Origin of the sequence: Acidovorax sp. LjRoot74, assembly GCF_964254355.1 — a bacterium.
Classification (GTDB): domain Bacteria; phylum Pseudomonadota; class Gammaproteobacteria; order Burkholderiales; family Burkholderiaceae_C; genus Acidovorax.
Genome location: NZ_CAXUTI020000001.1, coordinates 517614 through 540491, shown reverse-complemented (window position 1 = coordinate 540491; position 22878 = coordinate 517614). Strand labels below are relative to the sequence as shown.

Here is a 22878-nt window from a genome sequence, read left to right as displayed (position 1 = left end):
CTCCGGTGCGGACGATAGAAAAAGAAGGCGCCGCTGCAGCCTCTGCAAATGCAGAGGGAGCGGGAAACTACCGAGCCCCCGCCCGAGGGCTTTCCGTGGGCAGCTACGCGTTGCGTAGTGCCGCCACCAGCTCCAGCTTGTTGCGCACACCCAGCACGGCATAGGCGGTGCGCAGGTAGGTGCGCACCGTGGCGGGCGTGAGGCCCAGCGCGCCAGCAATGTCTTTGTGCGACTGCCCCTGGGCGTAGAGCATGGCGGCACTCAGCTCGCGCGGGGCCAGAGGCTGCTTGTGGCGGCCCGCTGCCATGCTCAGCGCCACCAGGGGGCCACAGGGCTCCAGCCGCAGGCGGCAGGCTTTGCCCACGGCCAGGGTGCAGGGTGCGCTGGGCAGGGCCTGCACCACGGCGGCGGGCAAGCGGGTGCCCGTCCACTCCGGGCAGGCCGCGCGCAGGGCCTGGCTGATGCGCAGGCCTGCAAACAGCAGCTCCCCCGTGGGCTGGGCGAGGGCAAAACTGTCCCAGGGGCGGCTGGGCGAATCGTGCTGCAGCCGCTGCAGACGGTGGTGCCAGTGCTGCAGCAGGTGCAGCACAAACTCGCCAAACAGCACGGTTTCGGCGTCGGTGAATTCGGTGCGTGTCTGCGGGCGGTAGACCGAGACAAAAAACATCAGCCCGCTGTGGGGCAGCTCTGCCGTGAGGGCCATGCAGTGGTACAGGCCATGCCGCTCGGCAAACGCCATCACCTGCGGGTCTTCGGGCAGCGCGCCCACCACGTCGCGCTCACGGATCACCTCGCCCAGACGGCGCATGGACTGCTGCGCAAAATCGTCCACCGCCGACAGGGCATTCCATTCGTCGGCAAAACCCCGGGCCAGGCCGATGCTGCCGTGCAGCCAGTTGCGCGGTGCGCCCTGGGCCACTGGCGCATCCACGCCCTGTCCGGCACCGCCATCCACCTCGCTGCCGGGCTCGCCCGCCGACACCTCGCCCCACCAGGCCGAATCAAAAGGCACCAGTTCGCGCAGCGTCTGCAGCGCCTGGTGCAGCAGGTCTTGGGGTGGGGCCTGCTGGGCCTGTTCGGACAACCGCAGCAGGCTGCGGCTGAGCGCGCGCAGAGGGGCGGCTGATGCCGCCTGGGGGGCATGGGGTGCCTGGGCTGCCAAGGCCATGGTGTCTCCTGGTTTTTGGGGCGATGGTAGCCGCCACGCCGCAGCCACCCGCCCCATGCGCCCAGCGGCTCCAGGAGATGATTACTATGATTTCAGGAGCTAAAAACCCTTGATGGAAGAGCGGAAAAGACCATTTTTATACAGATTTTTAGCCCTTCAGCCCGCCAAACCGTCCACCGCCTGGAACATCGACTGCCGTGCCTGGCTGACGATCTGGCCCTTCCACACATCGGTGTCGGTGTAGAAGGCCGCCAGCATTTGCGCCTTGATCTGCGCTGCCTTGTCGGCGGGCGTGTCGGGATGCAGGTTGAGCCACTGTTCAGCGCGGATGGCATTCATCACGTCGAGCACGGGCACGGTGCCGTACTCCATCGCAATGCCCGTGCTCTCGGCGTGCGGGCACTCGTCGTAGATCGCGTTCCACATCAATCCCGTGAGGAAGGCCGAGGTCGAGGAGCCGTCGTAGATCGAGGTCACCGGCGTGGCACCGCCGCCATCCCACCAGGCGCGGGCACGTGCCACCGAAGCGGCATCGTCCTTGCCGGCATAGATGCGCTCGCCGTGGCCGCTGGGGCCCAGGCCCGTGTGCAAATCGATCCAGGCGATCTGCGACGCGGCTGCACCGTGCTGGCGCAGCACCTGGCGCAGCGTGCGGTTGCTCCAGGTGGGCTCGGTGCCACCAAAGAAGATGCCTTGCGGAAACTCGTGCTGGCCCTGCGAGATGGCAGCCTGCCAGGCGGCCTCGCCCTTGGTGGCGATGTACTCGGCCACCGCCGCCAGGTTCTCGGGGCCAGGAGGCCATTGCTCGGGCAGCAACAGGGGCTGTACCTCGCGGTAGGCGGTGTTCACGGGCAGCGGTTGGCTGAAGTCCTGGAAGTTGCGGTTCAGGTCCACGTTCTCGTGCGTGAAGCGGCGCACGTGCGAGAAGCCGTAGGGGTTGAGCGCATGGATGTAGAGCGTGGCCACACCGGCATCGCGCGCCTTGGCGCGCCACTCGGCATCGTGCAGCGCAAACACCTGTACGCCGCTACCGCAGTAGCCTTCAACGCCGTGGCAGGCGCTGCTCACGATGAGCAGCTTCTTCGCATCGGCAGGGCCGTCACGCACCACGTCCATGGCCAGGTCTTCGCCGTCGCGGCCCTTGAGCGGGTGGGCATGCGATTCGATGGGCAGGCCGGCGGCTGCGGCGGCCTCCAGAAATTTTGTGCGCGCCTGGGCATAGCTGGGCGAGAAGGCTTCGACGATTCCGGTCATGGGTGGGGCTTTCGGGAGTCAGTGGGGACACAAAAAGAAAACCCGGGCACGCGCGCTGCGTGCGCCGGGTGGAGGGGGATCAACGCCGCTCAAAGCGGAGTCGAGGCAGCTTCAGGCGGCTTTGGCGGGCTGGGCCAGCCACTCTTCGGCCAGCTTGACCCAGTAGGTCGCGCCCAGCGGGATCAGATCGTCGTTGAAGTCGTAGCTGGGGTTGTGCAGCATGCAGGGGCCGCCGCCGTGACCCATCTCGCGGTGGGCGCCGTCGCCGTTGGCGATGAAGCAGTACGCGCCGGGCTTGGCCTGCAGCATGTAGGCAAAGTCTTCGGCACCCATGGTGGGCTCCTGGGCCACCACATGCTCTTCACCCACGATGCTGGCCATGACCTTGCGGGCAAATTCGGCCTCGGCGGGCGAGTTGACGGTGGGAGGGTAGTTGCGCACGAACTCGAACTCGCAGGTGGCATCGTGCGCAGCGCAGTGGTGCTCGGCGATCTGGCGCATGCGCTTTTCAATGAGGTCCGTCACTTCGGTGGTGAAGGTGCGCACCGTGCCCTGCAGCTCGACGCTGTCTGGCACCACGTTGGTGGCCTCCCCCGCGTGGATCATGGTGACGGAGATCACGCCCGCATCCACCGGCTTCTTGTTGCGGCTGATGATGGTCTGGAAAGACTGCACCATGCCGCAGGCGATCGGCACCGGGTCGATGCCGGTGTGCGGCAGCGCCGCATGGCCGCCCTTGCCACGCAGGGTGATCTTGAACTCGCTGGTCGATGCCATCACCGGGCCGGGGCTCACGGCGAAGGTGCCCACGGGCATGCCGGGCCAGTTGTGCATGCCGTACACGGCCTCCATGGGGAACTGCTCGAACAGGCCGTCCTCGATCATCACGCGGGCACCGCCGCCGCCTTCTTCGGCCGGCTGGAAGATCAGGTACACGGTGCCGTCAAAGTTGCGGTGCTTGGCAAAGTGCTGCGCGGCTGCCAGCAGCATGGCCACGTGGCCGTCGTGGCCGCAGGCGTGCATCTTGCCCTGGTGTTTGCTCGCGTGGGCGAAGGTGTTGAACTCCTGCATGGGCAGGGCGTCCATGTCGGCGCGCAGGCCGATGGCACGGCCATTGGCGCCGCCGTCACGCCCCTTGACGATGCCCACCACGCCCGTCTTGCCCAGCCCCCGGTGGATGGGAATGCCCCACTCGGTGAGCTTTTGCGCCACCACGTCGGCGGTGCGCACCTCTTCGAAGCACAGCTCGGGGTGGGCGTGAATGTCCCGGCGCACCGCTGCAATACTGGCCGCCTGGGTGACGATGGAGTCAATAACGTTCATGATATGTGTCCTTACGATCTCACAGTCTAGCCCGCTGACCGTCCCTTGCGCCACTCCGGGTTTATTTGCACTGCAACATGACACTCTCCCCCCACGCCCTCGAACTTGCGCAAACCCTGGTGCGCATGAACACCGTCAGCCATAACTCCAACCTGGAGCTGATTCATTTCATTCGCGACCACCTGGCCAAGCTGGGCGTGAAAAGCCGCCTGACCTTCAACGAGGACAAGACCAAGGCCAACCTGTTCGCCACGCTGGGCGAGGGCAAACCGGCGGGCATCATCCTCTCGGGCCACACCGACACGGTGCCGTGGGACGGGCAGGACTGGACCATGGACCCGCTGAGCGCGCTGGTGCAGGACGGCAAGCTCTACGGGCGCGGCAGCGCCGACATGAAGGCCTTCATCGGCATCGCCGTGTCGCAGGCCGAGCAGTTCCTGAACAGTGACGCGCCGTTTGCCCTCCACTACGCGTTCAGCTACGAAGAAGAGATCGGCTGTTTTGGCGTAAAGGAACTCATCGCCGACCTGCGCGATGCCAACATCAAGCCCCTGGCCTGCATCGTGGGCGAGCCCACCAGCATGGTCCCCGCGATCGCGCACAAGGGCGTGTACCGCTACAAGTGCTGCGTGCGTGGCAAGGAGGCGCATTCGTCCCTCACCCCCCATTCGGTCAACGCCATCGAGATGGCCGCCCGCGTGGTGGGCCGGGTGCGCGACATGGCAGAAGACTTTGAAAAGAACGAGCCCCGTTTCGAGGGCTTTGACGTGCCGTTCTCCACCAGCAGCGTGGGCCAGTTTCACGGCGGCATTGCCGACAACGTGGTGCCGCGCGACGCCGAGTTCCGCTACGAGTTCCGCGACCTGCCCACGGCCAACGCCGCGCACATGCAGTCCGAAGTGGTGGCCTACGCCCAGTCGCTGGAGCCCGCCATGAAGAAGGTGGCGCCGGCAGCGGGCTTCGCGTTCGAGACCATCTGCGAGATCCCGAGCTTTCTGGGCAGCAAGGACGACCCGGTGACGCGCCTGGCGCAAGAGCTGTCGGGCGAAAAAAGCACCACGCTGGTGGCCTTTGGCACCGAGGCGGGCCTGTTCAAGAACGCGGGCATCTCCACCGTGGTGTGCGGCCCCGGCAGCATCCAGCAGGCCCACCAGCCCGACGAGTATGTGAGCCTGGAGCAGCTGGGACGCTGCGAAGCGTTTATGCAGGGGCTGGCGCGCACCAAGTCGTTCGGCTGACGCGCGGCAAGCGGCAAGCAGGTCAGGGCAACGCAAGGCGCGCAAGGATTGCACTGCGCGCGGGCCAGACCAGTGCCACCGTGGAACTGGCTTTGCCAGGCCACCGGTGGCGTCCCCCTCCGGGGGAAAACGCGAAGCGGCTCAAGGGGAAATCAGGTCCTGACCCGGCCGTCCCCGGTCAGCATCGACATTTCCACAAACTTCGACGCCGCATGGCTGGTGGCGCTGAACGACACCGGAAAGCCCGAGATCACCTGGTTGCCAATGGACTCGGTGCCGGTGATGAAGCTCTCGCGTGTGATCTTGCCGCTGGCCTGGGCCTGGCGCAGGCCCTCGGCAAACACACGGGCGGCCACGTAGCCCTCCATGCTGGAGTAGTTGGCCTGCACCTTGTCGCCGCCCTTCTTGATGGCCTCCAGAAACTCGCGCGTGATCTGGCGCGAAGGCTGGTAGGGCGAAGGCACGACCTGCGACACCACCACGCCCGCGCCATCCTTGCCCAGTTCGTCGGCCAGGGCCTGGGTGCCCACAAACGACACGTTGTAGAACGTACCGCCAAACCCCGCCTTGCGCGCCGCACGCACAAACGCGGCGGCCGAGGCATAGGCCGTGATCTGCACGATGGCGTCGGGCATGGCGGGCACCAGCTTGTCGATGGCGGCCTTCACGTCCACCGAATTGCGCTCCACCGTGGCCGTGGCCACCGGGGTGAGCTTGAGTTCGGTGAGGGCCTTCGTCACCCCGTCCAGCCCCGCCTTGCCATAGGCATCGTTCTGGTAGAAGACCGCGATCTTCTTGAGCCCCAGGTTGGTGAGCTGGCGCACGATGAGCGCGGTTTCGTCGTAGTACGAGGCACGCACATGGAAGATGAGCCGGTTGAACGGCTGGCGCAGCGCCTCGGCGCCCGTGAAAGGCCCAAAAAACGGCACCTTGGCCTGGTTAAACAGCGGCATCGCAGCCAGGCTGGTGGGCGTGCCGATGTAGCCAAACAGCGCAAACACCTCGTCGGCGATCAGTTTCCTGGTGTTCTCGGCGCAGCGGTCGGGCTCGTAGCCGTCGTCCAGCGTGCGGATCTCGACCATGCGTTTGCCCACACCGCCCTGGGCGTTGAGCTGGTCGAAAAACAGCTTGGCGCCCTGGTTGAACTGCACGCCCAGCTGGGCGGCCGGGCCGGTGAAGGCGGCCGACTGGCCCAGCACGATGCGGCCCTCGCCCTGCGCCCGGGCCAGGCCGAACCCACCCAGCGCCACGGCGCCCATGCCCACCGAAAACTGCCTGCGACCCAATACTGTCTGGTTCATGGTGAAATCTCTGCTCTTCTAAGAAGTTGGGGGGCATGCCCCTCTGCGCTGCCGGTAGGCAGCCTCCTTGGAACTGCGGCAACTTATGCATGCCCGTTCCAACCCTGAGTGCCAGTTTAACGATCAAGCCCCCGAATGCCCACGCCTTCTGCCGCCAATCCCACTCAAGCCACACCGATTCAGGTGCGCGGCGCCTGCCCGCACGACTGCCCCGACACCTGCGCCCTGCTCACCACCGTGGACGAGCAGGGCGTGGCCACCCGCGTGCAGGGCAACCCCAACCACCGCCACACCGACGGCGCACTGTGCGCCAAGGTGAGCAAATACACCGAGCGCACTTACCACCCCGAGCGCGTACTCACCCCGCTCAAGCGCACCGGCCCCAAGGGCAGCGGGCAGTTCGCCCCCGTGAGCTGGGACGAGGCGTTGAGCGATATCGCCCAGCGCCTGCAGGCCATCGCCGCCCGCGCGCCCGAGGCCATCCTGCCCTACAGCTACGCGGGCACCATGGGCATGGTGCAGGGCGAAAGCATGGACCGGCGCTTCTTCCACAAGCTGGGCGCGTCGCAGCTGGACCGCACCATCTGCGCATCGGCCGGGGCCGAGGCGCTGATCCAGACCCTGGGCGGCAAGGTGGGCATGAAGGTGGAGTTCTTCGCCGAGTCGCAGCTCATCCTGATCTGGGGCAGCAACTCCATCGGCAGCAACCTGCACTTCTGGCGCTATGCCCAGCAGGCCAAGCGCAATGGCGCCAAGCTGGTGTGCATCGACCCCCGCAAGAGCGAGACGGCCGACAAGTGCCACGAGCACATTCAGCTACGCCCCGGCACCGACGCAGCGCTGGCCCTAGCGCTGATGCACGAGCTGATCCAGAACGACTGGCTGGACCACGACTACATCGCCCGCCACACGCTGGGCTGGGACCAGCTGCGCGAACGCGCCCTGCAGTGGCCACCCGAGCGCGCGGCCGAGGTCTGCGGCATTCCGGTGGAACAGATCCGCCAGCTCGCCAAGGACTACGGCACCACCCAACCCGCCGCCATCCGCCTGAACTACGGCATGCAGCGCGTGCGCGGCGGCGGCAATGCGGTGCGCGCCGTGGCCTGCCTGCCTGCGCTCACGGGCGCCTGGCGCCACCGCGCGGGCGGCGTGCTGCTGTCCAGCTCGGGCCAGTTCCCGGCGCAGCGTGGCGTGCTGCAAATGCCCGAACTGATGCCTGCCAAGACACCGCGCACCATCAACATGTCCACCATTGGCGACGACCTGCTGCGCGAGACCTCGCCCGCGTTCGGGCCGAAGGTGGAGGCCATCGTGGTCTACAACAGCAACCCCGTGGCCGTGGCGCCCGACTCCGGCAAGGTGGTGCAGGGCTTTGCGCGCGAGGATCTGTTCACCGTGGTGCTGGAACACTTCCGCACCGACACGGCCGACTACGCCGACTACATCCTGCCCGCCACCACGCAGCTGGAGCACTGGGACGTGCACCTGAGCTACGGCCACACCGACGTGCTGCTCAACCGCCCCGCCATTGCACCGCAAGGCCAGGCGCGCAGCAATGCGCAGATCTTCCGCGACCTGGCGGCGCACATGGGTTTCACCGAGCCCGGCTTTACCGACAGCGACGAGGCCCTGTGCCGCCAGGCGTTTGGCGACGCCGTGGACTACGCGCTGCTGGAGTCACAAGGCTTTGCCACGCTGGTCATTCCGGATGCGCCGTTTGCCGAAGGCCGCTTCCCCACACCATCTGGCCGCTGCGAGTTCTACAGCGCCCGCCTGGCCGCGCAGGGCCTGGACGGCCTGCCCGACCACCTGCCCAACTACGAGCTGCAGGGCACGGATGCACGCTACCCGCTGGCGATGATCTCGCCGCCTGCGCGCAACTTCCTCAACTCCACCTTCGTCAACGTGCAGAGCCTGCGCAACATCGAAGGCCGCCCGGTGCTGGAGATCCACCCCGACGACGCCGACGCGCGTGGCATCACCAACGACGCCGTGGTGCGCGTGTTCAACGACCGGGGCAGCTACCTGTGCCACGCCACCGTGTCACGCCGCGCGCGGCCCGGGGTGGTAAACGGACTGGGCATCTGGTGGCGCAAGATGGGACTGGAGGGCACCAACGTGAACGAGGTGACCAGCCAGGCGCTGACGGACCTGGGGCGCGCACCCACGTTCTATGACTGCCTGGTGCAGGTGGAGGCCAGCGCCACCGGGGCGGCGCTCCCCGCCTGAGCGTCTGCAGCAGCCCCTAGATTGCTATCATTTGAATAGCTTAAAAGGCTTTCCCATTGCGCGCAGACGGCCATTTTTCTTAAAAATCCGCTGCACTCACCGCCACTGCCGCCCCAGAAACTCCGCCACCTGGTTCTCCAGCGTGGCGTGGTAGGCCACCCGGTCAAAGCCCTCAGGGTTGGCAGCGGCGTCACCCGCGTCTGACACAAGGGGCCAGACGGACTGGGCCATGAAGGCAAAGTGTCCGGCGCCCGCCACGGTGCTGGTGTCCGCCCGAGGCAGGTGGGCCGCCACGTGCTGGCCGTGGTACTTGCCCTGCAGCACCACGTCGCGCTCGGCCATGACTACCTTCACGGGCACGCTGATGGCGGCCAGGCTCTGGGGGGTCAACACCACGGCCATGGGCGCGAGGGCCACCACGGCGCGGATGCGGGGGTCTGCCACCGAGACCAGCGGACCGTCCTGCGGGCCACCTGCTGAAGACGCCGGGGCCACGGGGCTGCTGGCGCTATTGGCAGTGCTGGCGCTGTTGGCGCTCGGGGCCGAAGTGAGCTTGCCCAGGCTGCAGAAGCCCGGGTCGTCCGACACGCTGCGGCAATGCTGCACGGCACGGGCTGGTTCTGCCTGTGCACCGGCCAGGGCGAGCACGGTGTAGCCGCCGGCCGAATGCCCCACGGCGGCGATGCGCTCGGCCGGAATGCGGGGGCCCCATTCGGCGTGGGCCAGCAATGCATCCAGCACGCGGCTCACCTGGCGGGGGCGTTCGCTGAAGTAGCGGCCCGAGGTGATCATCGACCGGTCTTCCCAGTTGTCGCCCGGGTGGCGCAGCGCCGCCACCAGATAACCGTCGGCCGCCAGGCGCGTGGCTAGGTTGTGGTGGCCCAGTTCATGGCCGCCCGTGCCGTGCGAGATCAGAACCAGGCCCTTGAGGGGCGCAGTGGCAACCGGAGCCCCCGGCGTGACCACGGGCCGCCAGGGGCCCATGGGCTGGGTGCGTGCCAAGGCAGGCGTGGGGTAGAACAGCGCCACGGTCACCGGCTGGGCGCCGGGGACCACCAGGGTGCGCAGGCCCGCATGCTGTGCCGAGGCCGGCGTGGCCCAGGCCAGCAGCGCCATGAAAGCCGCCAGCAGCGGGGCACGGGCCTTGCGCCATGCAGAGCGGAGGGCCAGGAAGAGGATGAGGGTCACGGTGCGCCTTTCGTCAGATACCACCCAGGCGGGTGGCTTGACGGCACTGTAGGCGGCGCAAGGGGCGGGCTCCACTGCCCTGCGACGAAACGCGGCTGTGCGGCGCCAAATGCACTATGAAAGGGGCGAGCGCATGCACGCCCCGGCCGCCCTGGCCGCGCGGCAACCGTTTACAGCGCAGCTTCGAGGATGCGGCGGCTCACTGCGGGCGTGATCTCGCGCTGTTCGCCCAGGGTCACCATGCCATGCGCTTCGAGCTGCGCCACCACGGTGTCCACCACCTCGCCGCCCAGGCCGTAGCCCGACAGGCGCGTGGGGATGCCCATGCTTTCAAAGAAGTCACGCGTGCGCTCGATGGCGGCGGTGATGCGTTCGTCATCTGTGCCGGTGGTGATGCCCCACACACGCTCGCCGTACTGCAGCAGCTTGGCGCGCTTGGCCACGCGGCGCTCGTTTAGCAGCGCGGGCAGCACGATGGCCAGCGTGCGCGCGTGGTCGATGCCGTGCAGCGCCGTGAGTTCGTGGCCGATCATGTGCGTGGCCCAGTCCTGCGGCACGCCCGCGCCAATCAGGCCGTTCAGCGCCATGGTCGCGGCCCACATCAGGTTGGCACGGTCGTCGTACACGGGCTCGGTGGCGGTGAGCAGGCGCGGGCCCACCTCGATCAGTGTTTGCAAAATGCCCTCAGCAAAACGGTCCTGCACGGGTGCGTTCACGGGGTAGGTCAGGTACTGCTCCACCGTGTGCACAAACGCGTCCACCACGCCGTTGGCCAGTTGCTGGGGCGGCAGGGTGTAGGTCTTGGTGGGGTCGAGCACCGAGAACACCGGGTAGGTGTGCACGCTGCCAAACGCCAGCTTGGCGCCCTTGGCGCGGTGGGTGATGACGCCGCCGTTGTTCATCTCCGAGCCCGTGGCGGGCAGCGTGAGCACCGAGCCAAACGGCATGGCCGCCTTAACGTTGCGGCCGTGCTTTTCAAGGATGGCCCAGGGGTCGTCGCCCTCGAAGCGCACGGCAGCGGCGATGAACTTGGTGGCGTCGATCACCGAGCCGCCGCCCACGGCCAGCAAGAAGTCAAAACCGCCTTCGCGGATCTGCGCCACGGCTTTCATGGAGGTTTCGTAGCTCGGGTTGGGCTCGATGCCGCTGAAGGTGGCGTGCTGGCGCTCGCCCAGCGCGGCGCGCACCTCGGCCAGCGTGCCGGTCTTTTCGGCGCTGGCGCCGCCCACCAGGATCAGCACCTTGGCGGCAGCGGGCACCAGCTTGCCCAGGTCGGCAACGCGGCCCTGGCCGAAGGCGATGTGGGTGGGGTTGTGGAAGTCGAAATTCAGCATGGGGGTCTTTCTGGGGAAGGCAAGCGCATGCGCCATTGGGGGTGGCATTGTGCGGCGCGCGTGCGCGCGGGGCCGGTCACGTGGGCGATAGCCCTGCCGCCGCCACGCGCATCCCGGGCCCGTCAGCGAAAACCGGCGATCTGGTGCACGGTGTCTGCCAGCCGCTGCGGTTGCGAGAAATACGCCGAGTGGCTGGCCTCGATGGACGACACCGTGGCGCAGGGCGAGGCCGCGACCATCTTGCGCTGCAGGTCGATGGTCACGGCCCGGTCCTGCGTCAGCTCGATGTAGTGCCGGGGCACGCTGCCATAGCGCGGCGGCGTGAGCCGGAGCCGGGTGAGCGCGGGCAGCGAGGGCTCGGGCGTGAGCAGGGCCTGCGCCAGCGCCACGTCGGCGTCCGAGCAGTCGGCATACAGCGCGGGGCGGTAGGCCTCGGGCGCCAGCTGGTCGGTCAGCGTGCTGCGGCTGACATGGATGTGACGCGCCACCAGCGAGGCCTTGTCCTGGCGAAAGAAGTCGCTCACCCGCTCGCCGTGGCGCAGCATGTAGGCCGCCAGATAGGTCACGCCCACCAGCTTGTGCGGCCGCAACTCGGCCACCGTGGACGCCACAATGCCGCCCCGGCTGTGCGCCACGATGAGCGCGGGGCCGTCCAGCGCATCAAGCACCCGGCACACATGCGCGGCCATGGCCGAGAGCGTGGTACGGCCGCGCGCCAGCCGCCAGTGGCGGCCATGGGCAGGCAGGTCGGGCACATGCACCTGGTGCCCCTGGGCCTGGAGAAACGGAACCACTTTGTGCCAGCACCAGGCGCCGTGCCAGCTGCCGTGCAAAAGAACGATATTCATGAAGATGCCTTTGGGTCTTGGGGAGAGCGGCCGGGCGCCGGATGGCGCCATCCGCCTGGCAAGCGGTGGCAAGGCGCCCCACTCCGGCCGGAGCGTAAAACCGCCGCCCCCCAGGCACTCGCTGGATCCGGACACCCGATTGCGCGTGCGCGGCACGCCCTGCCCTCGCCACCCCCACGCGCGGGTCAGGGGCCCACCGCGCCCAGCCCAGAGCCAGAAAGATGCGGCGCTTGCGCCATCAGCGCCTGCAGCCGCTCGGCCATGAAGTCGCGCAGCGCACGCACCAGCGGCGTGATCTGGTGGCGGCTGGGGGCCACCAGGTACAGCGGCACGGCCTCGGTCGTCCAGCCCGGGCACAGCGGTACCAGGCGCCCGGCGGCCAGGTCATGGGCCACGTCAAAGTACGACTTGTAGGCAATGCCCCGCCCGGCCACGGCCCAGCGGCGCACCACGTCGCCGTCGTTGGCCACGTTGCGGCTGCGCACGCGCACCACCACCTCGTCGCCCGCCGCATCCCAGAAGCGCCAGCGGTCGTGCACCTCCTCGCCCAGCATGAAACACAGGCCGTTGTGCCCGGCCAGGGCGTGTGGCCTGTCGGGTGCGCCGTGGGCCTGCACATAGGCGGGCGCGGCGCACAACACGCGCCGGTGCCCGGCCACCAGCGGCAGCGCAACCAGGCCCGAATCCTGCGGTTTGCCGTAGCGGAAGGCGGCGTCCACCGGCTCGCTGTAGACGTTGGCCACGCGGTCGGCCAGCTGCAGGCGGAGGTCGATGCCGGGGTGCTCGGACTGGAACGCATCGAGCCAGGGCAGCAGCACATTGCGCCCCAGGTCAGACGGCGCCGCCAGCTGCAGCGTGCCGCGAAAGCCACCGGCGCGCCCGCCTGCCAGCTGGCCTTGCACCTGCTGCAGCGCAGCCAGTGCGGGGCGGCAATGCTCCAGGAACAGTGCGCCCTCCTGCGTAAGCCGCAGGCTGCGCGTGGAGCGCACGAACAGCGCCACGCCCAGCTCGGCCTCCAGCCGCTTGAGCGCGGCACTGGCCGCCGCCGGGCTCAGGTCCAGCGCGCGGGCGGTGGCCGAGAGGCTGCCGCTGTCCACGGTGCGCACAAAGATGTCGAGGTCTTGCAGGCTTTTCATGGGTGGCTCCGGTACGGAAGCCCTCATTTTCAAACAAATGTTGAAGATGGATTCAACCACCAACCCATTTAAAAACAATTCCTCAAAACCCATCATCGAGGCATTCTTTTGTTTGACCCAGGATCTCCCATGAAAGCCATCGGCTACACCCACCCCGGCCCCATCGACCGCGCCGACTCCCTGCTCGATATCACCCTGCCCGACCCGGTGGCCACCGGCCACGATCTGCTGGTGGAAGTGCACGCCGTTTCCGTCAACCCCGTGGACACGAAGGTGCGCAAAAGCAGTGCGCGCAGCGGCGACGGCCCGGACTACAAAGTGCTGGGCTGGGACGCCAGCGGCATCGTGCGCGCCGTGGGGCCCGAGGTGACGCTGTTCCAGCCCGGCGACCGCGTCTGGTACGCAGGCTCCATCGCCCGCCCCGGCACCAACAGCGAACTGCACCTGGTGGACGAGCGCATCGTGGGCCACGCGCCACAATCGCTGGACTTTGCCGAGGCCGCCGCATTGCCGCTGACCGCCATCACCGCGTGGGAACTGCTGTTTGACCGACTGGGCGTGGCCCCTGGCAAGCAACCCACCAACAAGACCCTGCTCATCATCGGTGCGAGCGGCGGCGTGGGCTCCATCCTCACGCAGCTGGCGGCACGGCTGACCAGCCTCACGGTGATTGGCACCGCATCGCGCCCCGAAACGCAGCAGTGGGTGCGCGACCTGGGCGCCCACCACGTCATCGACCACAGCCAGCCGCTCACGCAAGAACTGGCGCGCATCGGCCACCCCACGGTGGACATCATCGTGAGCCTGACGCAGACCGACGCGCACTTCGACCAGATCGTGGAGGCCATCGCGCCCCAGGGCCAGTTCGCGCTGATCGACGACCCGGTGTCGCTCGACGTGACGAAGTTCAAGCGCAAGTCGGTGTCGCTGCACTGGGAGCTGATGTTCACCCGCGCGCTGTTTGGCACTGCCGACATGATCGGCCAGCACCGGCTGCTGACCGAGGTGGCGCAGCTGGTGGACGCGGGGCTGGTCCGCACCACGCTGGACCAGCGGTTTGGCACCATCAATGCCGAGAATCTGAAGCGCGCGCATGCGCTCATTGAGAGCGGCAAGGCGCGGGGCAAGCTGGTGCTGGAGGGGTGGAACTGACGAACTGCGGGCCACACAGGGGGCAGCGCCACCAGCGCGGTGGATGGTGTGTCAGGTTGCAAAAATACTGTATTTATAAACAGTATTTGGGTATAAAGCGAGGCACCACAACCCGAGGAGCCTTCCCATGCTGGACCACATGACCTTCCGCGTTACCGACATCGCCCGCACCAAGGCGTTCTACACCGCCACCCTCGCGCCTTTGGGCTACAGCCTGTGTTTTGAGGGCAACTATGGCTCGAACATGCTGGGCTTTGCCTACCCGGACCCAGCCGAGCCCGACGGCAAGAAGGCCGACGTGTGGTTCATCGACGGCCCCTCGCCATACGGCGGGCCGCCCACCACCACCGGTTGCCACCTGGCCTGGCGCGCCCAGAACCGTGCGCAGGTGGACGCCTTCTACGCCGCAGCCATCGCGGCCGGCGGCAAGGGCAACGGAGCCCCGGGCCTGCGCACCGACTACCACGAGCACTACTACGGCGCGTTTGTCATCGACCCTGAGGGCAACAACGTGGAAGCGGTGTGCCATCTGCCGGAGTAAGAAACACCGCCGCACACCCCGCAGAGGGCGCGTCGCCAAGCGAGTGCACCCGTGGAACTGGCTTTGCCAGGCCAGCGGGTGCGTCCCCCTGGGGGGAAGCGGCGCAGCCGCTCAGGGGGTCAGTCGAGTTTGACGCCCGCTGCCTGGATGATCTCGCCCCAGCGCTTGGACTCGGCCCGTGCCATGGCGCGGAACTGCTCGGGCGTGCCGGGCAGGGCTTCCATGCCGAAGTCGTTCATGCGCTTGACCACAGCGGGGTTGAGCAGGGCCTTGTTCAGGTCCGCGTTCAAACGCGTGGTGATGGCGGCGGGCAGACCGGCGGGCGCCAGGATGCCCTGGAACGCGAACACCTCGGTGTTGGGCACACCGGCTTCTGCCAGCGTGGGCACGTCGGGCAACGCGGCCACGCGTTTGGCCGAGCCGATGGCCAGCGCACGCACCTTGCCCGAGGTGATCACGGGCAGGCCTGCGGCCAGGTCCAGGAACATGCAGGGCACCTGCCCACCCATCACATCCTGCAGCGCAGGCGCGGCGCCGCGGTAGGGGATGTGGGTGAGGAAGGTCTTGGTGCGGTTCTTGAACATCTCCATCGCCAGGTGGTGCGGCGAGCCGTTGCCGGGCGATGCGTAGTTGAGCTTGCCGGGGTTGGCGCGCGCGTAGGCGAGGAATTCCTTCACCGTCTTGGCTTCAAACGACGGGTGCACCACCAGCGCCAGCGGAAAGCGGCTGATGCCGCCCACGTAGGTGAAGTCCTTTTCGGGGTTGAACGGCAGCTTGGTGAACAGGTGCTCGTTGTAGGCCAGGATGGCGTTGTCGGCCGACATGAAGGTGTTGCCGTCGGGCTTGGCCGTGGCCACGGCCTGGCCGCCGATGTTGGTGGAGGCGCCGGGGCGGTTGTCCACAATGATCTGCTGGCCCAGCGTCTGGCGCATGGCCTCGGCCACGGTGCGGGCCAGCACGTCGGTGCCGCCGCCAGCGGGGTACGGAACGACCCAGCGCAGGGGCTGGTCGGGCCAATTGGCAGACTGGGCAGCGGCCCAGGGCGCGGCGGTGGTGGCGCCTGCAGCGGCCAGGGCGGTCAAGAGGGTACGGCGTTGCATGAAACTGTCTCCTTGTTGATACTATAAATTTAATAGCTACCAGCGCTTTCCTATCAGGCGGTAGCACCATTTTTTCTTATATTTCTGGCTGTACGCATGGCATGGGAAACCAGCGCACGCCAAGGCCAGCGCCACCGTGGAACTGGCTCTGCCAGGCCACGGGTGGCGTCCCTCTGAGGGGCTGAGGGCCGCGGCTCCAAGCCTGCCTGCGCAGGCTTGGACGGCACCGAAGAGCTGCCGCCTCTGCGCGGCCAGCACCGAGACGCCGAAGGCGGCTCAGGGGGCTGCAATAGCTTGGTCGATGGCGCCGAAGATGCTCGCGCCATCCTTGCCCTTGACCTCGATGCGGATCGTGTCGCCGAACTTCATGAACTCGGTGCTCGGCTTGCCATCTTGAATCGTCTCGATGCAGCGCTTTTCGGCAATGCAGCTGTAGCCTTTGGGCCACTCGGTGCGGCCGTTGGCATCAGTCACGCCCTTGTTGCTCACGGTGCCGCTGCCGATGATGGAGCCCGCGCGCAGGTTGCGCGTCTTGGCCACATGGGCGATGAGCTGGCCGAAGTGGAAGGTCATCTCGGGGCCGGCATCGCACATGCCGACCTTGCGGCCGTTCCAGGTGGACTGCACGGTGAGGTTCACGCGGCCATGGTCCCAGGCGTCGCCCAGCTCGTCCAGCGTCACGGCCACGGGGCCGAAGGCGGTGGCGGGCTTGGACTGGAAGAAGCCGAAGCCCTTGGCCAGCTCGGCCGGGATCAGGTTGCGCAGGCTCACGTCGTTGGCAATCATCACCAGGCGGATGCCGTCCAGCGCCTGGTCGGCGTTGGTGCCCATCTTCACGTCGCCGGTCACCACGGCGATCTCGGCCTCGAAGTCAATGCCCATGGCTTCGCTGGGCACCACCACATCATCGCAGGGGCCGATGAAGTCGTCGCTGCCGCCCTGGTACATCAGGGGGTCGGTATAAAAGCTTTCGGGCACTTCGGAGTTGCGCGCTTTTCGCACCAGTTCCACGTGGTTGATGTAGGCCGAGCCGTCGGCCCACTGGTAGGCGCGGGGCAACGGGGCCATGCACTGGGCGGGGTCGAAGGGGAACGCGTGGCGCGCGCGGCCGCTGTTGAGTTGGTCGTACAGGTCCTGCAGCTGGGGCGAGATGAAGCCCCAGTCGTCCAGCGCCTGCTGCAGCTTGCTGGCAATGCCGGTCGCATAATGGGCCGTGCCCAGGTCGCGGGAGACGACAACCAGTTGGCCGTCGCGTGAGCCGTCTTTGTAGGTAGCGAGTTTCATGGTGGCAGGACCTTTGTCTCAGTGGGTGGATGGGCACCGCTAGCGAAAATTACGCTTGGGTAAATTGATTTAACTAAACAAAACTCGCAAATTTTAGTGCACATGGACAAAGAACGTGCAGGAATTCAATCGGTCGAGGTGGGTTTTGCCCTGCTGGAGGGGCTGACACGCTCGCGCGGACCGCTGATGCTCAAGGATGTGGCCGCCTCGGCGGGCATGAGCGCGGCCAAGGCGCACCGGTATCTGGTGAGCTTCCAGCGCCTGGGCCTGGTCACGCAAGACCCACGCACCGCGCGCTACGACCTGGGCCCGGCTGCCCTCAAGCTGGGCCTGGCGTCGCTGGCGCGGCTCGATGCCGTGCGCCTGGCGCGCGAGCGCATGCCGGAGCTGATGGAGAGCATTGGCCACACCCTGGCGCTGGCCGTGTGGGGCAACCATGGCCCGACCATCGTGCACTGGGAGGAATCGCCCCAGGCCGTCACCGCCAACCTGCGCCTGGGCGATGTGATGCCGCTGCTGTCGTCGGCCACAGGGCGGTGTTTTGCGGCCTTCATGCCGCCCGACTTGGTGGCGCCGCTGATCAAGGAAGAACTGGCGCGCGCCGTGAAGATGCGCCGCACCGACCTGCCCGCCACCCAGGCCGAGGTGAATGCCTTGCTGGCCGAGGTGCGCGAGCGCGGCGCGGCCCGGGTGGTCGATACCCTGCTGCCCGGCATCGTGGCTTTTTGCGCGCCCGTGTTCGATTCGGACGGCCACCTGGAGCTGGGCATCACCACGCTGGGCTCGATTGCCACCTTCGACCCCGAGTGGGACGGCGCCATCGACGCCCCTCTGCGCGCCGCCGCAGGCCAGCTTTCGCGCGACCTGGGCGCAGGCAGCGCCTGAGCCGCGCGCGCACCGCACCGCATGCCCCGCCGCGCGCTGGTTGCCATCACCGCCCTGGTGCTTGCCCTGCACTGGCTGGTGCTGAGCGGCGTGCCGCTGGCCTGGGACGGCCCGGCGCAACCCACGGGCCAGGTGTTCAGCACCCGCAGCATTGCCGCCGTCACGCCGCCCGCGTTGCCTGCTACGGCGCTAGCACCGGTTGCCCAGGCCGCCCCGCCAGCCCCCCCCCCACCCGCCGCCCGAAAAAAGCCCCCGGCCCGCACCACGCCCTCACCCAACACTTCCACCGCCCCTGCGGCGACGCCCGCAGCCCCACAGCCGCCAGCAGACGCCACAACCACAGCTACCGAAGTGGGCACTGACACAGCGGCAGCCCCGCCCACTGAAACCCTTGCCCCCCCCGCCGAGGTAGCGGCAGCAGCCCCCGAAGCCCCGGCCTCAGCCGCCACGCGCCCCGCCCCCCCAGCCGAAAGCACCACCGGGGTGGACATCACCCCGCCGGGCGCTGGCACGGGCCAGACGCCCCCGCAGGCACCGCCCCCCGCCCGCCTGCCACCGCCCACGCGGCTGGCGTTTGACGTGAGCGGGCAGGCCAAAAAGTTCGCTTACAGCGCCCGCGCCGAGCTGCTGTGGCAACACGATGGCAGCCGCTACGAGGCACGGCAGGAGATCAGCGCCTTCCTGGTGGGCACCCGCGCGCAGCGCAGCGTGGGCGCCATCACGGCGCAGGGGCTGATGCCCGACAAGTTCTCCGACAAATCCCGCAGCGAACAGGCCGCCCACTTCGACTATGCCCAGGGCCGCGTCACCTTCAGCGCCAACACCCCGCAGGCCCCCGCCAGCCCCGGTGTGCAGGACCGCCTGAGCGTCTTCATCCAGCTGGGCGCCCTGCTGGCCGCCGACCCCGGGCGTTTTGTGCCCGGCACCCAGATCACGCTCACCACCGTCAGCGCCCGCAGCGCCGACCGCTGGACCTTCACCATCGAAGGCCCCGAAACGCTGGACCTGCCCTTGGGCGCCACCCCCACGCTCAAACTGCAGCGCCTGCCCCGCAAGGACTACGACCAGAAGGCCGAGCTGTGGGTGGCGCCGTCGCTGGGCTACCTGCCCGTGCGCATCAAGCTCACGCAGGCCAATGGCGACTTCGCCGACCTGCAGCTGCGCCACAGCGGCGCACCCTGACCCCAGACGGAACAGCGCCCCAGGCCGAGTGTTGCGCCCATACGCCACCGGGGCAAAAAAGCCCCACCAGCCCTGCGCACTGCGTTTTTCGTGAAATACTGGCTGCAACAGGGTTGATGCGGTGCGGCAAGTGTTCTGGTTGGCAGGCCTTCTCAGGGCCCGACAAGACACCACCCCACCGTCGGGATACCCCGCAAGCCGCCCCCGGGGCTTGAACTCTGCGTGACTGCTGTCATCTGAATTTCAAATCAACCAGGGGAACACGATGCACATGCTCTACGACTCAGAATCCTTCGTGGTGGTCCACATGCTGCCCGACGCCGTGGAGAAAAAGAGCGCCCAGGCGCTCAACGACACCGCCCCCGCCGCCCCCCAGCTCGCCCGCCACGGCTTTGAAATCGTGGACAAGCGCTCGGGCAAGGAGGTGTACCTGGACGGATCCTGGGCCGAGATGTTCCAGGAGCAGATCCTGGCCTGGCAACGCGACACCCCCACACAGGAAGAAGTGGAAGATGCGCTGGACCGCTACGCGGGGCTGGCGCAGAACCCTGTGGTGGTTCATTGATTCCCCCCTGAGGCGCTACGCGCCTTCCCCCCAGGGGGACGACGACTTCGCTGCGGGGCGGCCCTTGCTTGTCGTCCCTCGCGATGGCGTAGTGACAGTTTCGAAGGCACCCCGCCCAGTCTAAGCCCCGGAGCCAGCTGCCGCTGGCGGGTAGATCCGCCGGTACATCGGGTCCACCAGCATCAGCACGGCAATCAAGCGGCAGACCTGGAAAGCGGTGACCACCGGCACCCCCAGCTGCAGCACCTTGGCGGTGATGGCCATTTCGGTGATGCCGCCCGGGGACGTGCCCAGCAGCAGCGTGACCCAGGGCAGGCCCGTGGTCCAGGCCAGCGCCCCGGCAAACAGGGCGCACACCCCCATCAGCCCCAAGGTGCCCACCGCCACCGTGGCCAGCCAGCGCGGCGCGGTGTGCAAGAACTCCCGGCGAAAACGCACGCCCAGGCTCACGCCAATCACCAGCTGCGCTGCATTCACCAGCCCCTGTGGCACGGCCGACAGGCCCAGGCCCGCCATGGTGAGCCCCATGGACACCAGCATCGCGCCCATGAACCAGGGGTTGGCGCGGCCCAGCCGGTCCATCACCACCGCGCCGGCGCCGGTCATCAGTGCCATCAATGCCAGACCAGGCCAGTGCACCACACGCAGCGTAGGCGGCAGGATGTCGAGGCCATGCAGGCCGCTCCACTGCAGCGCAAACGGAATCGTCACCGTGACGATGAGCAGGCGCAGGCTGTGGCTGGCGGCCACCAGGTCGGTGCGCGCGTTTTCGCGCTCAGAGAGCAGGGTCATCTCGGACGCCGCCCCAATCGCCCCCGCAAAGTAGCTGGTGGCGCGCAGCATGGGCGCGGGCACACCGTGCATGCGCGGGGCGTGCACGCGGTACAGCCAGGCGCCAAACAACCAGCCCAGGAACAGCGCCCAAACGATGCCCAGCACGATGGCCCACCACAGGCCCCCGATCAGCGCCACCACCTCGGGCGTGAAGTACAGGCCCAGCGCCGCGCCAATGGTCCACTGTCCGGCGTTGCGCAGCGGGCCCCAGCTTTCGGTGGGCCCGCCTGCAATCGACACCAGCGAGGTGGCCAGCAGCGGGCCGATCATCCATGGCAGCGGGATCTGGAGCGCCACACAGGCGGCAGCCGCCGCCCAGGCCAGGGCGAGCGTGGCAAGGACACGGGCAACAAAAGGGAAACGCATACGGGCAGAGCGGCGGGCCGGGGAAGGAAGGCGGAGAGAAAACCGGGGCGCAGCCAGACGGAGCAGCAGCCTCAGCCACCAAGTATCGCGCCGCCACTGCCACGCCACTCCCACCAGGCCCTGCCCAGGCAGCATGGCAGCCATCGCCAGAAGGAAACCGCTGCGGCGACTACCCGCCAGGCGATCATTTCAAGCCAAAACAGGCCTTTGCGCGTATCCATCTTGCCCCAATAGCTATACTTTTAGAAGCAACTACCGCGCACCGCGCCGCGCAGCCATCTCCTGCCCCATGGCCGCCAGGGTGGCGGGGGCCAGCAGCGCCAGCGCTGCGGGGTAGGCCGTGCCCTCTTCCGCCGCAATGTGGTCTGCGTAGCGCTGGGCAAACCGGTCGAGCGCCGCGTCGTCCCCGGGGGTGAACAGGGCCGCAGTCGCATCAGCCAGCGCCAGCAAGGGCACACGCGCCGCCGCCCAGTCGGCCGTCATGGCCAGATGGTCCTGCTGCAGCTGCTGCACCAGCGTTTGCACGTCGGACGACGCCTGGGCCCGCAGCAGCGGGAACACATGCAGTTCTTCGTCTTCATGGTGCAGCGGCGCGGCAATGTCGAAATAGCGCAGCACATCGCGCGCGGCCTGGCGGGCGTCTTCGTCGGCGCCGTGCTGGCGCACATGGGCGCGCAGCCGCGCGAGCAGGGCCAGGGTGCGCTGAACGCGCTCGTGGCAGGCCTCCAGCATGGCAAAGGGCTGCTCAAACCCCACGGCCGGGGCGCTGAAGCCCGGCAGGTGGCGGGCCGTTGGGCCCGAGGGGGTGGCGGACACCGTCTCAGCCCAGACGCACAGGCTGGCCCTGGCGGTTGAACGGGATGTAGGCGCCATGTGCGCCGCCCTTGATTGCATCCACCATGCGCTGCAAGGGCGCCTCGGCATCGGCGCTGGTGGGCGCCTGGTTCAGGGTGCCAGACAGCGCCGCCGCGAACACCATGGCCCAGTCGTGGCCCGGGGCGGTGAACTGGCGCGCCTCTTCCACCAGCGCGCTGAACGACGCCAGCTCCTGCGGCGTCTTGTCCACACACATCAGCGGCACCAGGGCGCCGCCCTGCCCGGCCTCAAAACGCGCACGCTGGGCAGGGGTGGCGTCGTCGGGCAACTCGGCGGCGGCAAACACAAACAGCAGGCGCTGGGGCTCGGGCTGCTGGCGCGCGGCCTGCAGCAGGTCGTCAAAGCTGGCAATTTCCATCACAAGGTTCCGTCATCAAAAAAACAGGTCAAAAGCCGGGCACCACGCCCCGGTCTGCGTCCAGCGTGCTCACATAGGCACTGGGCATGGGCCGCGCACGCACGGCCTTGCGCGACAACACGGTGCCGATGCTCACGAAACACAGGGCCAGTTCGGACGGCGCCAACTGGAACAGTGCCCGCAGGCTGTCGGCCTTGAGCGCCTTGCCGCTGGTGAGCGCCGAGCCATAGCCCAGCGCCGTGGCCATGAGCAGCATGTTCTGCACGGCACAACCGGCGGACACAGTGCGCTCGGCCAGGTCGATGTCGGCGTCGCCGCGTTCTGCATCCACCACGGCCAACAACAGCACGGGCGAGCGGTAGGCTTTTTCGCGCGCCTGCTCGGCTTGCTCGGCGGTGGCGGCAGGGTCGCGCTCCTGCAAGGCCTGGGCAAACACATCGGCCAGCGGCGTGCGCGATGCCTCGGGCACCAGCACAAACCGCCAGGGCACCAGCTGGCCATGGTCGGGCGCATGGGCTGCTGCACTCAGGATCTGCGCCAGCTCGGCCGCCCCTGGCCCAGGCGCGCCCAGGCGCTTGGGCAAGATGGTCTGGCGCGACTGGATCAGCGCCGCCGCCATGCCCGCCACGTCGTCGGCCACGGGCGCACGCACGGCAGCGGATATCGATTTGGGTGAAGGGCTCAAAGGCCAGGGAATGACAGCCATGACAAAAATC

The 22878-nt window shown here is 67.9% G+C and carries 21 protein-coding genes; 7 read left to right on the top strand and 14 right to left on the bottom strand.

What is annotated here, in order from left to right; genetic code table 11:
* Positions 1-103: 103 nt before the first annotated feature.
* From ACSQ3O_RS02500 to ACSQ3O_RS02490, 3 genes are all read right to left on the bottom strand, one after another.
* Positions 104-1168 carry a response regulator transcription factor gene (locus ACSQ3O_RS02500; protein WP_436137725.1) on the bottom strand — a complete coding sequence of 355 codons (1065 nt, stop codon included), beginning with the start codon at positions 1166-1168 and terminating at the stop codon, positions 104-106.
* 156 nt (positions 1169-1324) lie between these two features.
* A complete protein-coding gene (locus ACSQ3O_RS02495) occupies positions 1325-2422 on the bottom strand; it encodes a M14 family metallopeptidase (RefSeq protein ID WP_436137724.1) in 1098 nt (365 codons plus the stop codon).
* A gap of 111 nt (positions 2423-2533) precedes the next feature.
* Positions 2534-3745, bottom strand: a complete 1212-nt coding sequence (locus ACSQ3O_RS02490; protein WP_137748819.1) for a M20 aminoacylase family protein — start codon at positions 3743-3745, stop codon at positions 2534-2536.
* Between the two features lie 77 nt (positions 3746-3822).
* Between ACSQ3O_RS02490 and argE the strand changes: the two genes are divergently transcribed.
* The gene (gene argE, locus ACSQ3O_RS02485) at positions 3823-4983 is read left to right on the top strand and encodes an acetylornithine deacetylase (protein ID WP_436137723.1); all 1161 of its coding nucleotides are present in this window, start codon (positions 3823-3825) and stop codon (positions 4981-4983) included.
* Between the two features lie 152 nt (positions 4984-5135).
* Here the strand turns inward: argE and ACSQ3O_RS02480 are convergent, their stop codons facing one another.
* On the bottom strand, positions 5136-6284 hold the full coding sequence (locus ACSQ3O_RS02480) for an ABC transporter substrate-binding protein (RefSeq protein ID WP_436137722.1): 1149 nt from the start codon (positions 6282-6284) through the stop codon (positions 5136-5138).
* Positions 6285-6419: 135 nt separating this feature from the next.
* Here ACSQ3O_RS02480 and ACSQ3O_RS02475 point away from each other — a divergent pair, with 135 nt between their 5' ends.
* Positions 6420-8513 (top strand): molybdopterin-containing oxidoreductase family protein, encoded by a 2094-nt coding sequence (locus ACSQ3O_RS02475; RefSeq protein ID WP_436137721.1) that lies wholly within the window; start codon positions 6420-6422, stop codon positions 8511-8513.
* Positions 8514-8609: 96 nt separating this feature from the next.
* Here ACSQ3O_RS02475 and ACSQ3O_RS02470 read toward each other — a convergent pair whose 3' ends face one another.
* The 4 genes from ACSQ3O_RS02470 to ACSQ3O_RS02455 form a co-directional block, all read right to left on the bottom strand.
* Positions 8610-9701 (bottom strand): alpha/beta hydrolase family protein, encoded by a 1092-nt coding sequence (locus ACSQ3O_RS02470; RefSeq protein ID WP_436137720.1) that lies wholly within the window; start codon positions 9699-9701, stop codon positions 8610-8612.
* 170 nt (positions 9702-9871) lie between these two features.
* Positions 9872-11035 (bottom strand): iron-containing alcohol dehydrogenase, encoded by a 1164-nt coding sequence (locus ACSQ3O_RS02465; RefSeq protein ID WP_436137719.1) that lies wholly within the window; start codon positions 11033-11035, stop codon positions 9872-9874.
* Positions 11036-11157: 122 nt separating this feature from the next.
* Entirely contained in the window at positions 11158-11883 is a 726-nt protein-coding gene (locus tag ACSQ3O_RS02460; protein WP_171012348.1) for an alpha/beta fold hydrolase, read from the bottom strand.
* 185 nt (positions 11884-12068) lie between these two features.
* Entirely contained in the window at positions 12069-13019 is a 951-nt protein-coding gene (locus ACSQ3O_RS02455) for a LysR family transcriptional regulator (RefSeq protein WP_436137718.1), read from the bottom strand.
* Between the two features lie 129 nt (positions 13020-13148).
* Between ACSQ3O_RS02455 and ACSQ3O_RS02450 the strand changes: the two genes are divergently transcribed.
* Both ACSQ3O_RS02450 and ACSQ3O_RS02445 read left to right on the top strand, forming a co-directional pair.
* Positions 13149-14171, top strand: coding sequence for a zinc-binding alcohol dehydrogenase family protein (locus ACSQ3O_RS02450; RefSeq protein WP_436137717.1), 1023 nt, complete (start codon positions 13149-13151; stop codon positions 14169-14171).
* 127 nt (positions 14172-14298) lie between these two features.
* Positions 14299-14712, top strand: a complete 414-nt coding sequence (locus ACSQ3O_RS02445) for a VOC family protein (RefSeq protein ID WP_436137716.1) — start codon at positions 14299-14301, stop codon at positions 14710-14712.
* 119 nt (positions 14713-14831) lie between these two features.
* Here ACSQ3O_RS02445 and ACSQ3O_RS02440 read toward each other — a convergent pair whose 3' ends face one another.
* Together ACSQ3O_RS02440 and ACSQ3O_RS02435 are read right to left on the bottom strand one after the other, a co-directional pair.
* A complete protein-coding gene (locus ACSQ3O_RS02440) occupies positions 14832-15812 on the bottom strand; it encodes a Bug family tripartite tricarboxylate transporter substrate binding protein (RefSeq protein WP_137748828.1) in 981 nt (326 codons plus the stop codon).
* A 276-nt stretch (positions 15813-16088) separates the two neighbouring features.
* Positions 16089-17096 (bottom strand): fumarylacetoacetate hydrolase family protein, encoded by a 1008-nt coding sequence (locus tag ACSQ3O_RS02435; protein WP_137748829.1) that lies wholly within the window; start codon positions 17094-17096, stop codon positions 16089-16091.
* Between the two features lie 102 nt (positions 17097-17198).
* Here ACSQ3O_RS02435 and ACSQ3O_RS02430 point away from each other — a divergent pair, with 102 nt between their 5' ends.
* The 3 genes from ACSQ3O_RS02430 to ACSQ3O_RS02420 all read left to right on the top strand — a co-directional run bounded on the left by ACSQ3O_RS02430 (position 17199) and on the right by ACSQ3O_RS02420 (position 19728).
* Complete coding sequence (locus ACSQ3O_RS02430) at positions 17199-17981, top strand: IclR family transcriptional regulator (RefSeq protein WP_298452947.1); 783 nt, start codon at positions 17199-17201, stop codon at positions 17979-17981.
* Between the two features lie 21 nt (positions 17982-18002).
* Entirely contained in the window at positions 18003-19163 is a 1161-nt protein-coding gene (locus ACSQ3O_RS02425; RefSeq protein WP_436137715.1) for a DUF3108 domain-containing protein, read from the top strand.
* Positions 19164-19428: 265 nt separating this feature from the next.
* A complete protein-coding gene (locus tag ACSQ3O_RS02420) occupies positions 19429-19728 on the top strand; it encodes a BTH_I0359 family protein (protein ID WP_137748832.1) in 300 nt (99 codons plus the stop codon).
* Positions 19729-19848: 120 nt separating this feature from the next.
* On the opposite strand, the gene ACSQ3O_RS02415 is transcribed toward ACSQ3O_RS02420, so the two are convergent.
* The 4 genes from ACSQ3O_RS02415 to ACSQ3O_RS02400 all read right to left on the bottom strand — a co-directional run bounded on the left by ACSQ3O_RS02415 (position 19849) and on the right by ACSQ3O_RS02400 (position 22868).
* Positions 19849-20928, bottom strand: a complete 1080-nt coding sequence (locus tag ACSQ3O_RS02415) for an AbrB family transcriptional regulator (protein WP_436137714.1) — start codon at positions 20926-20928, stop codon at positions 19849-19851.
* Positions 20929-21180: 252 nt separating this feature from the next.
* The gene (locus ACSQ3O_RS02410) at positions 21181-21660 is read right to left on the bottom strand and encodes a hemerythrin domain-containing protein (protein ID WP_436141060.1); all 480 of its coding nucleotides are present in this window, start codon (positions 21658-21660) and stop codon (positions 21181-21183) included.
* An 88-nt stretch (positions 21661-21748) separates the two neighbouring features.
* Positions 21749-22162: a ribonucleotide reductase subunit alpha gene (locus ACSQ3O_RS02405; protein WP_137748834.1), complete on the bottom strand. Its 414-nt coding sequence runs from the start codon at positions 22160-22162 to the stop codon at positions 21749-21751.
* A 28-nt stretch (positions 22163-22190) separates the two neighbouring features.
* On the bottom strand, positions 22191-22868 hold the full coding sequence (locus ACSQ3O_RS02400) for a nitroreductase family protein (protein WP_436137713.1): 678 nt from the start codon (positions 22866-22868) through the stop codon (positions 22191-22193).
* Positions 22869-22878 lie beyond the last annotated feature (10 nt).

Excerpts from the sequence above, each read along its gene's own strand:
- ACSQ3O_RS02465 (WP_436137719.1), bottom strand. The coding sequence starts at position 11,035 with ATGCTGAATTTCGACTTCCACAACCCCACCCACATCGCCTTCGGCCAG.
- ACSQ3O_RS02415 (WP_436137714.1), bottom strand. The coding sequence starts at position 20,928 with ATGCGTTTCCCTTTTGTTGCCCGTGTCCTTGCCACGCTCGCCCTGGCC.
- ACSQ3O_RS02455 (WP_436137718.1), bottom strand. The coding sequence starts at position 13,019 with ATGAAAAGCCTGCAAGACCTCGACATCTTTGTGCGCACCGTGGACAGC.
- ACSQ3O_RS02425 (WP_436137715.1), top strand. The coding sequence starts at position 18,003 with ATGCCCCGCCGCGCGCTGGTTGCCATCACCGCCCTGGTGCTTGCCCTG.
- argE (WP_436137723.1), top strand. The coding sequence starts at position 3,823 with ATGACACTCTCCCCCCACGCCCTCGAACTTGCGCAAACCCTGGTGCGC.
- ACSQ3O_RS02440 (WP_137748828.1), bottom strand. The coding sequence starts at position 15,812 with ATGCAACGCCGTACCCTCTTGACCGCCCTGGCCGCTGCAGGCGCCACC.
- ACSQ3O_RS02410 (WP_436141060.1), bottom strand. The coding sequence starts at position 21,660 with ATGCTGGAGGCCTGCCACGAGCGCGTTCAGCGCACCCTGGCCCTGCTC.
- ACSQ3O_RS02445 (WP_436137716.1), top strand. The coding sequence starts at position 14,299 with ATGCTGGACCACATGACCTTCCGCGTTACCGACATCGCCCGCACCAAG.
- ACSQ3O_RS02450 (WP_436137717.1), top strand. The coding sequence starts at position 13,149 with ATGAAAGCCATCGGCTACACCCACCCCGGCCCCATCGACCGCGCCGAC.
- ACSQ3O_RS02400 (WP_436137713.1), bottom strand. The coding sequence starts at position 22,868 with ATGGCTGTCATTCCCTGGCCTTTGAGCCCTTCACCCAAATCGATATCC.
- ACSQ3O_RS02490 (WP_137748819.1), bottom strand. The coding sequence starts at position 3,745 with ATGAACGTTATTGACTCCATCGTCACCCAGGCGGCCAGTATTGCAGCG.
- ACSQ3O_RS02480 (WP_436137722.1), bottom strand. The coding sequence starts at position 6,284 with ATGAACCAGACAGTATTGGGTCGCAGGCAGTTTTCGGTGGGCATGGGC.
- ACSQ3O_RS02430 (WP_298452947.1), top strand. The coding sequence starts at position 17,199 with ATGGACAAAGAACGTGCAGGAATTCAATCGGTCGAGGTGGGTTTTGCC.
- ACSQ3O_RS02405 (WP_137748834.1), bottom strand. The coding sequence starts at position 22,162 with ATGGAAATTGCCAGCTTTGACGACCTGCTGCAGGCCGCGCGCCAGCAG.
- ACSQ3O_RS02420 (WP_137748832.1), top strand. The coding sequence starts at position 19,429 with ATGCACATGCTCTACGACTCAGAATCCTTCGTGGTGGTCCACATGCTG.
- ACSQ3O_RS02500 (WP_436137725.1), bottom strand. The coding sequence starts at position 1,168 with ATGGCCTTGGCAGCCCAGGCACCCCATGCCCCCCAGGCGGCATCAGCC.
- ACSQ3O_RS02460 (WP_171012348.1), bottom strand. The coding sequence starts at position 11,883 with ATGAATATCGTTCTTTTGCACGGCAGCTGGCACGGCGCCTGGTGCTGG.
- ACSQ3O_RS02495 (WP_436137724.1), bottom strand. The coding sequence starts at position 2,422 with ATGACCGGAATCGTCGAAGCCTTCTCGCCCAGCTATGCCCAGGCGCGC.
- ACSQ3O_RS02435 (WP_137748829.1), bottom strand. The coding sequence starts at position 17,096 with ATGAAACTCGCTACCTACAAAGACGGCTCACGCGACGGCCAACTGGTT.
- ACSQ3O_RS02475 (WP_436137721.1), top strand. The coding sequence starts at position 6,420 with ATGCCCACGCCTTCTGCCGCCAATCCCACTCAAGCCACACCGATTCAG.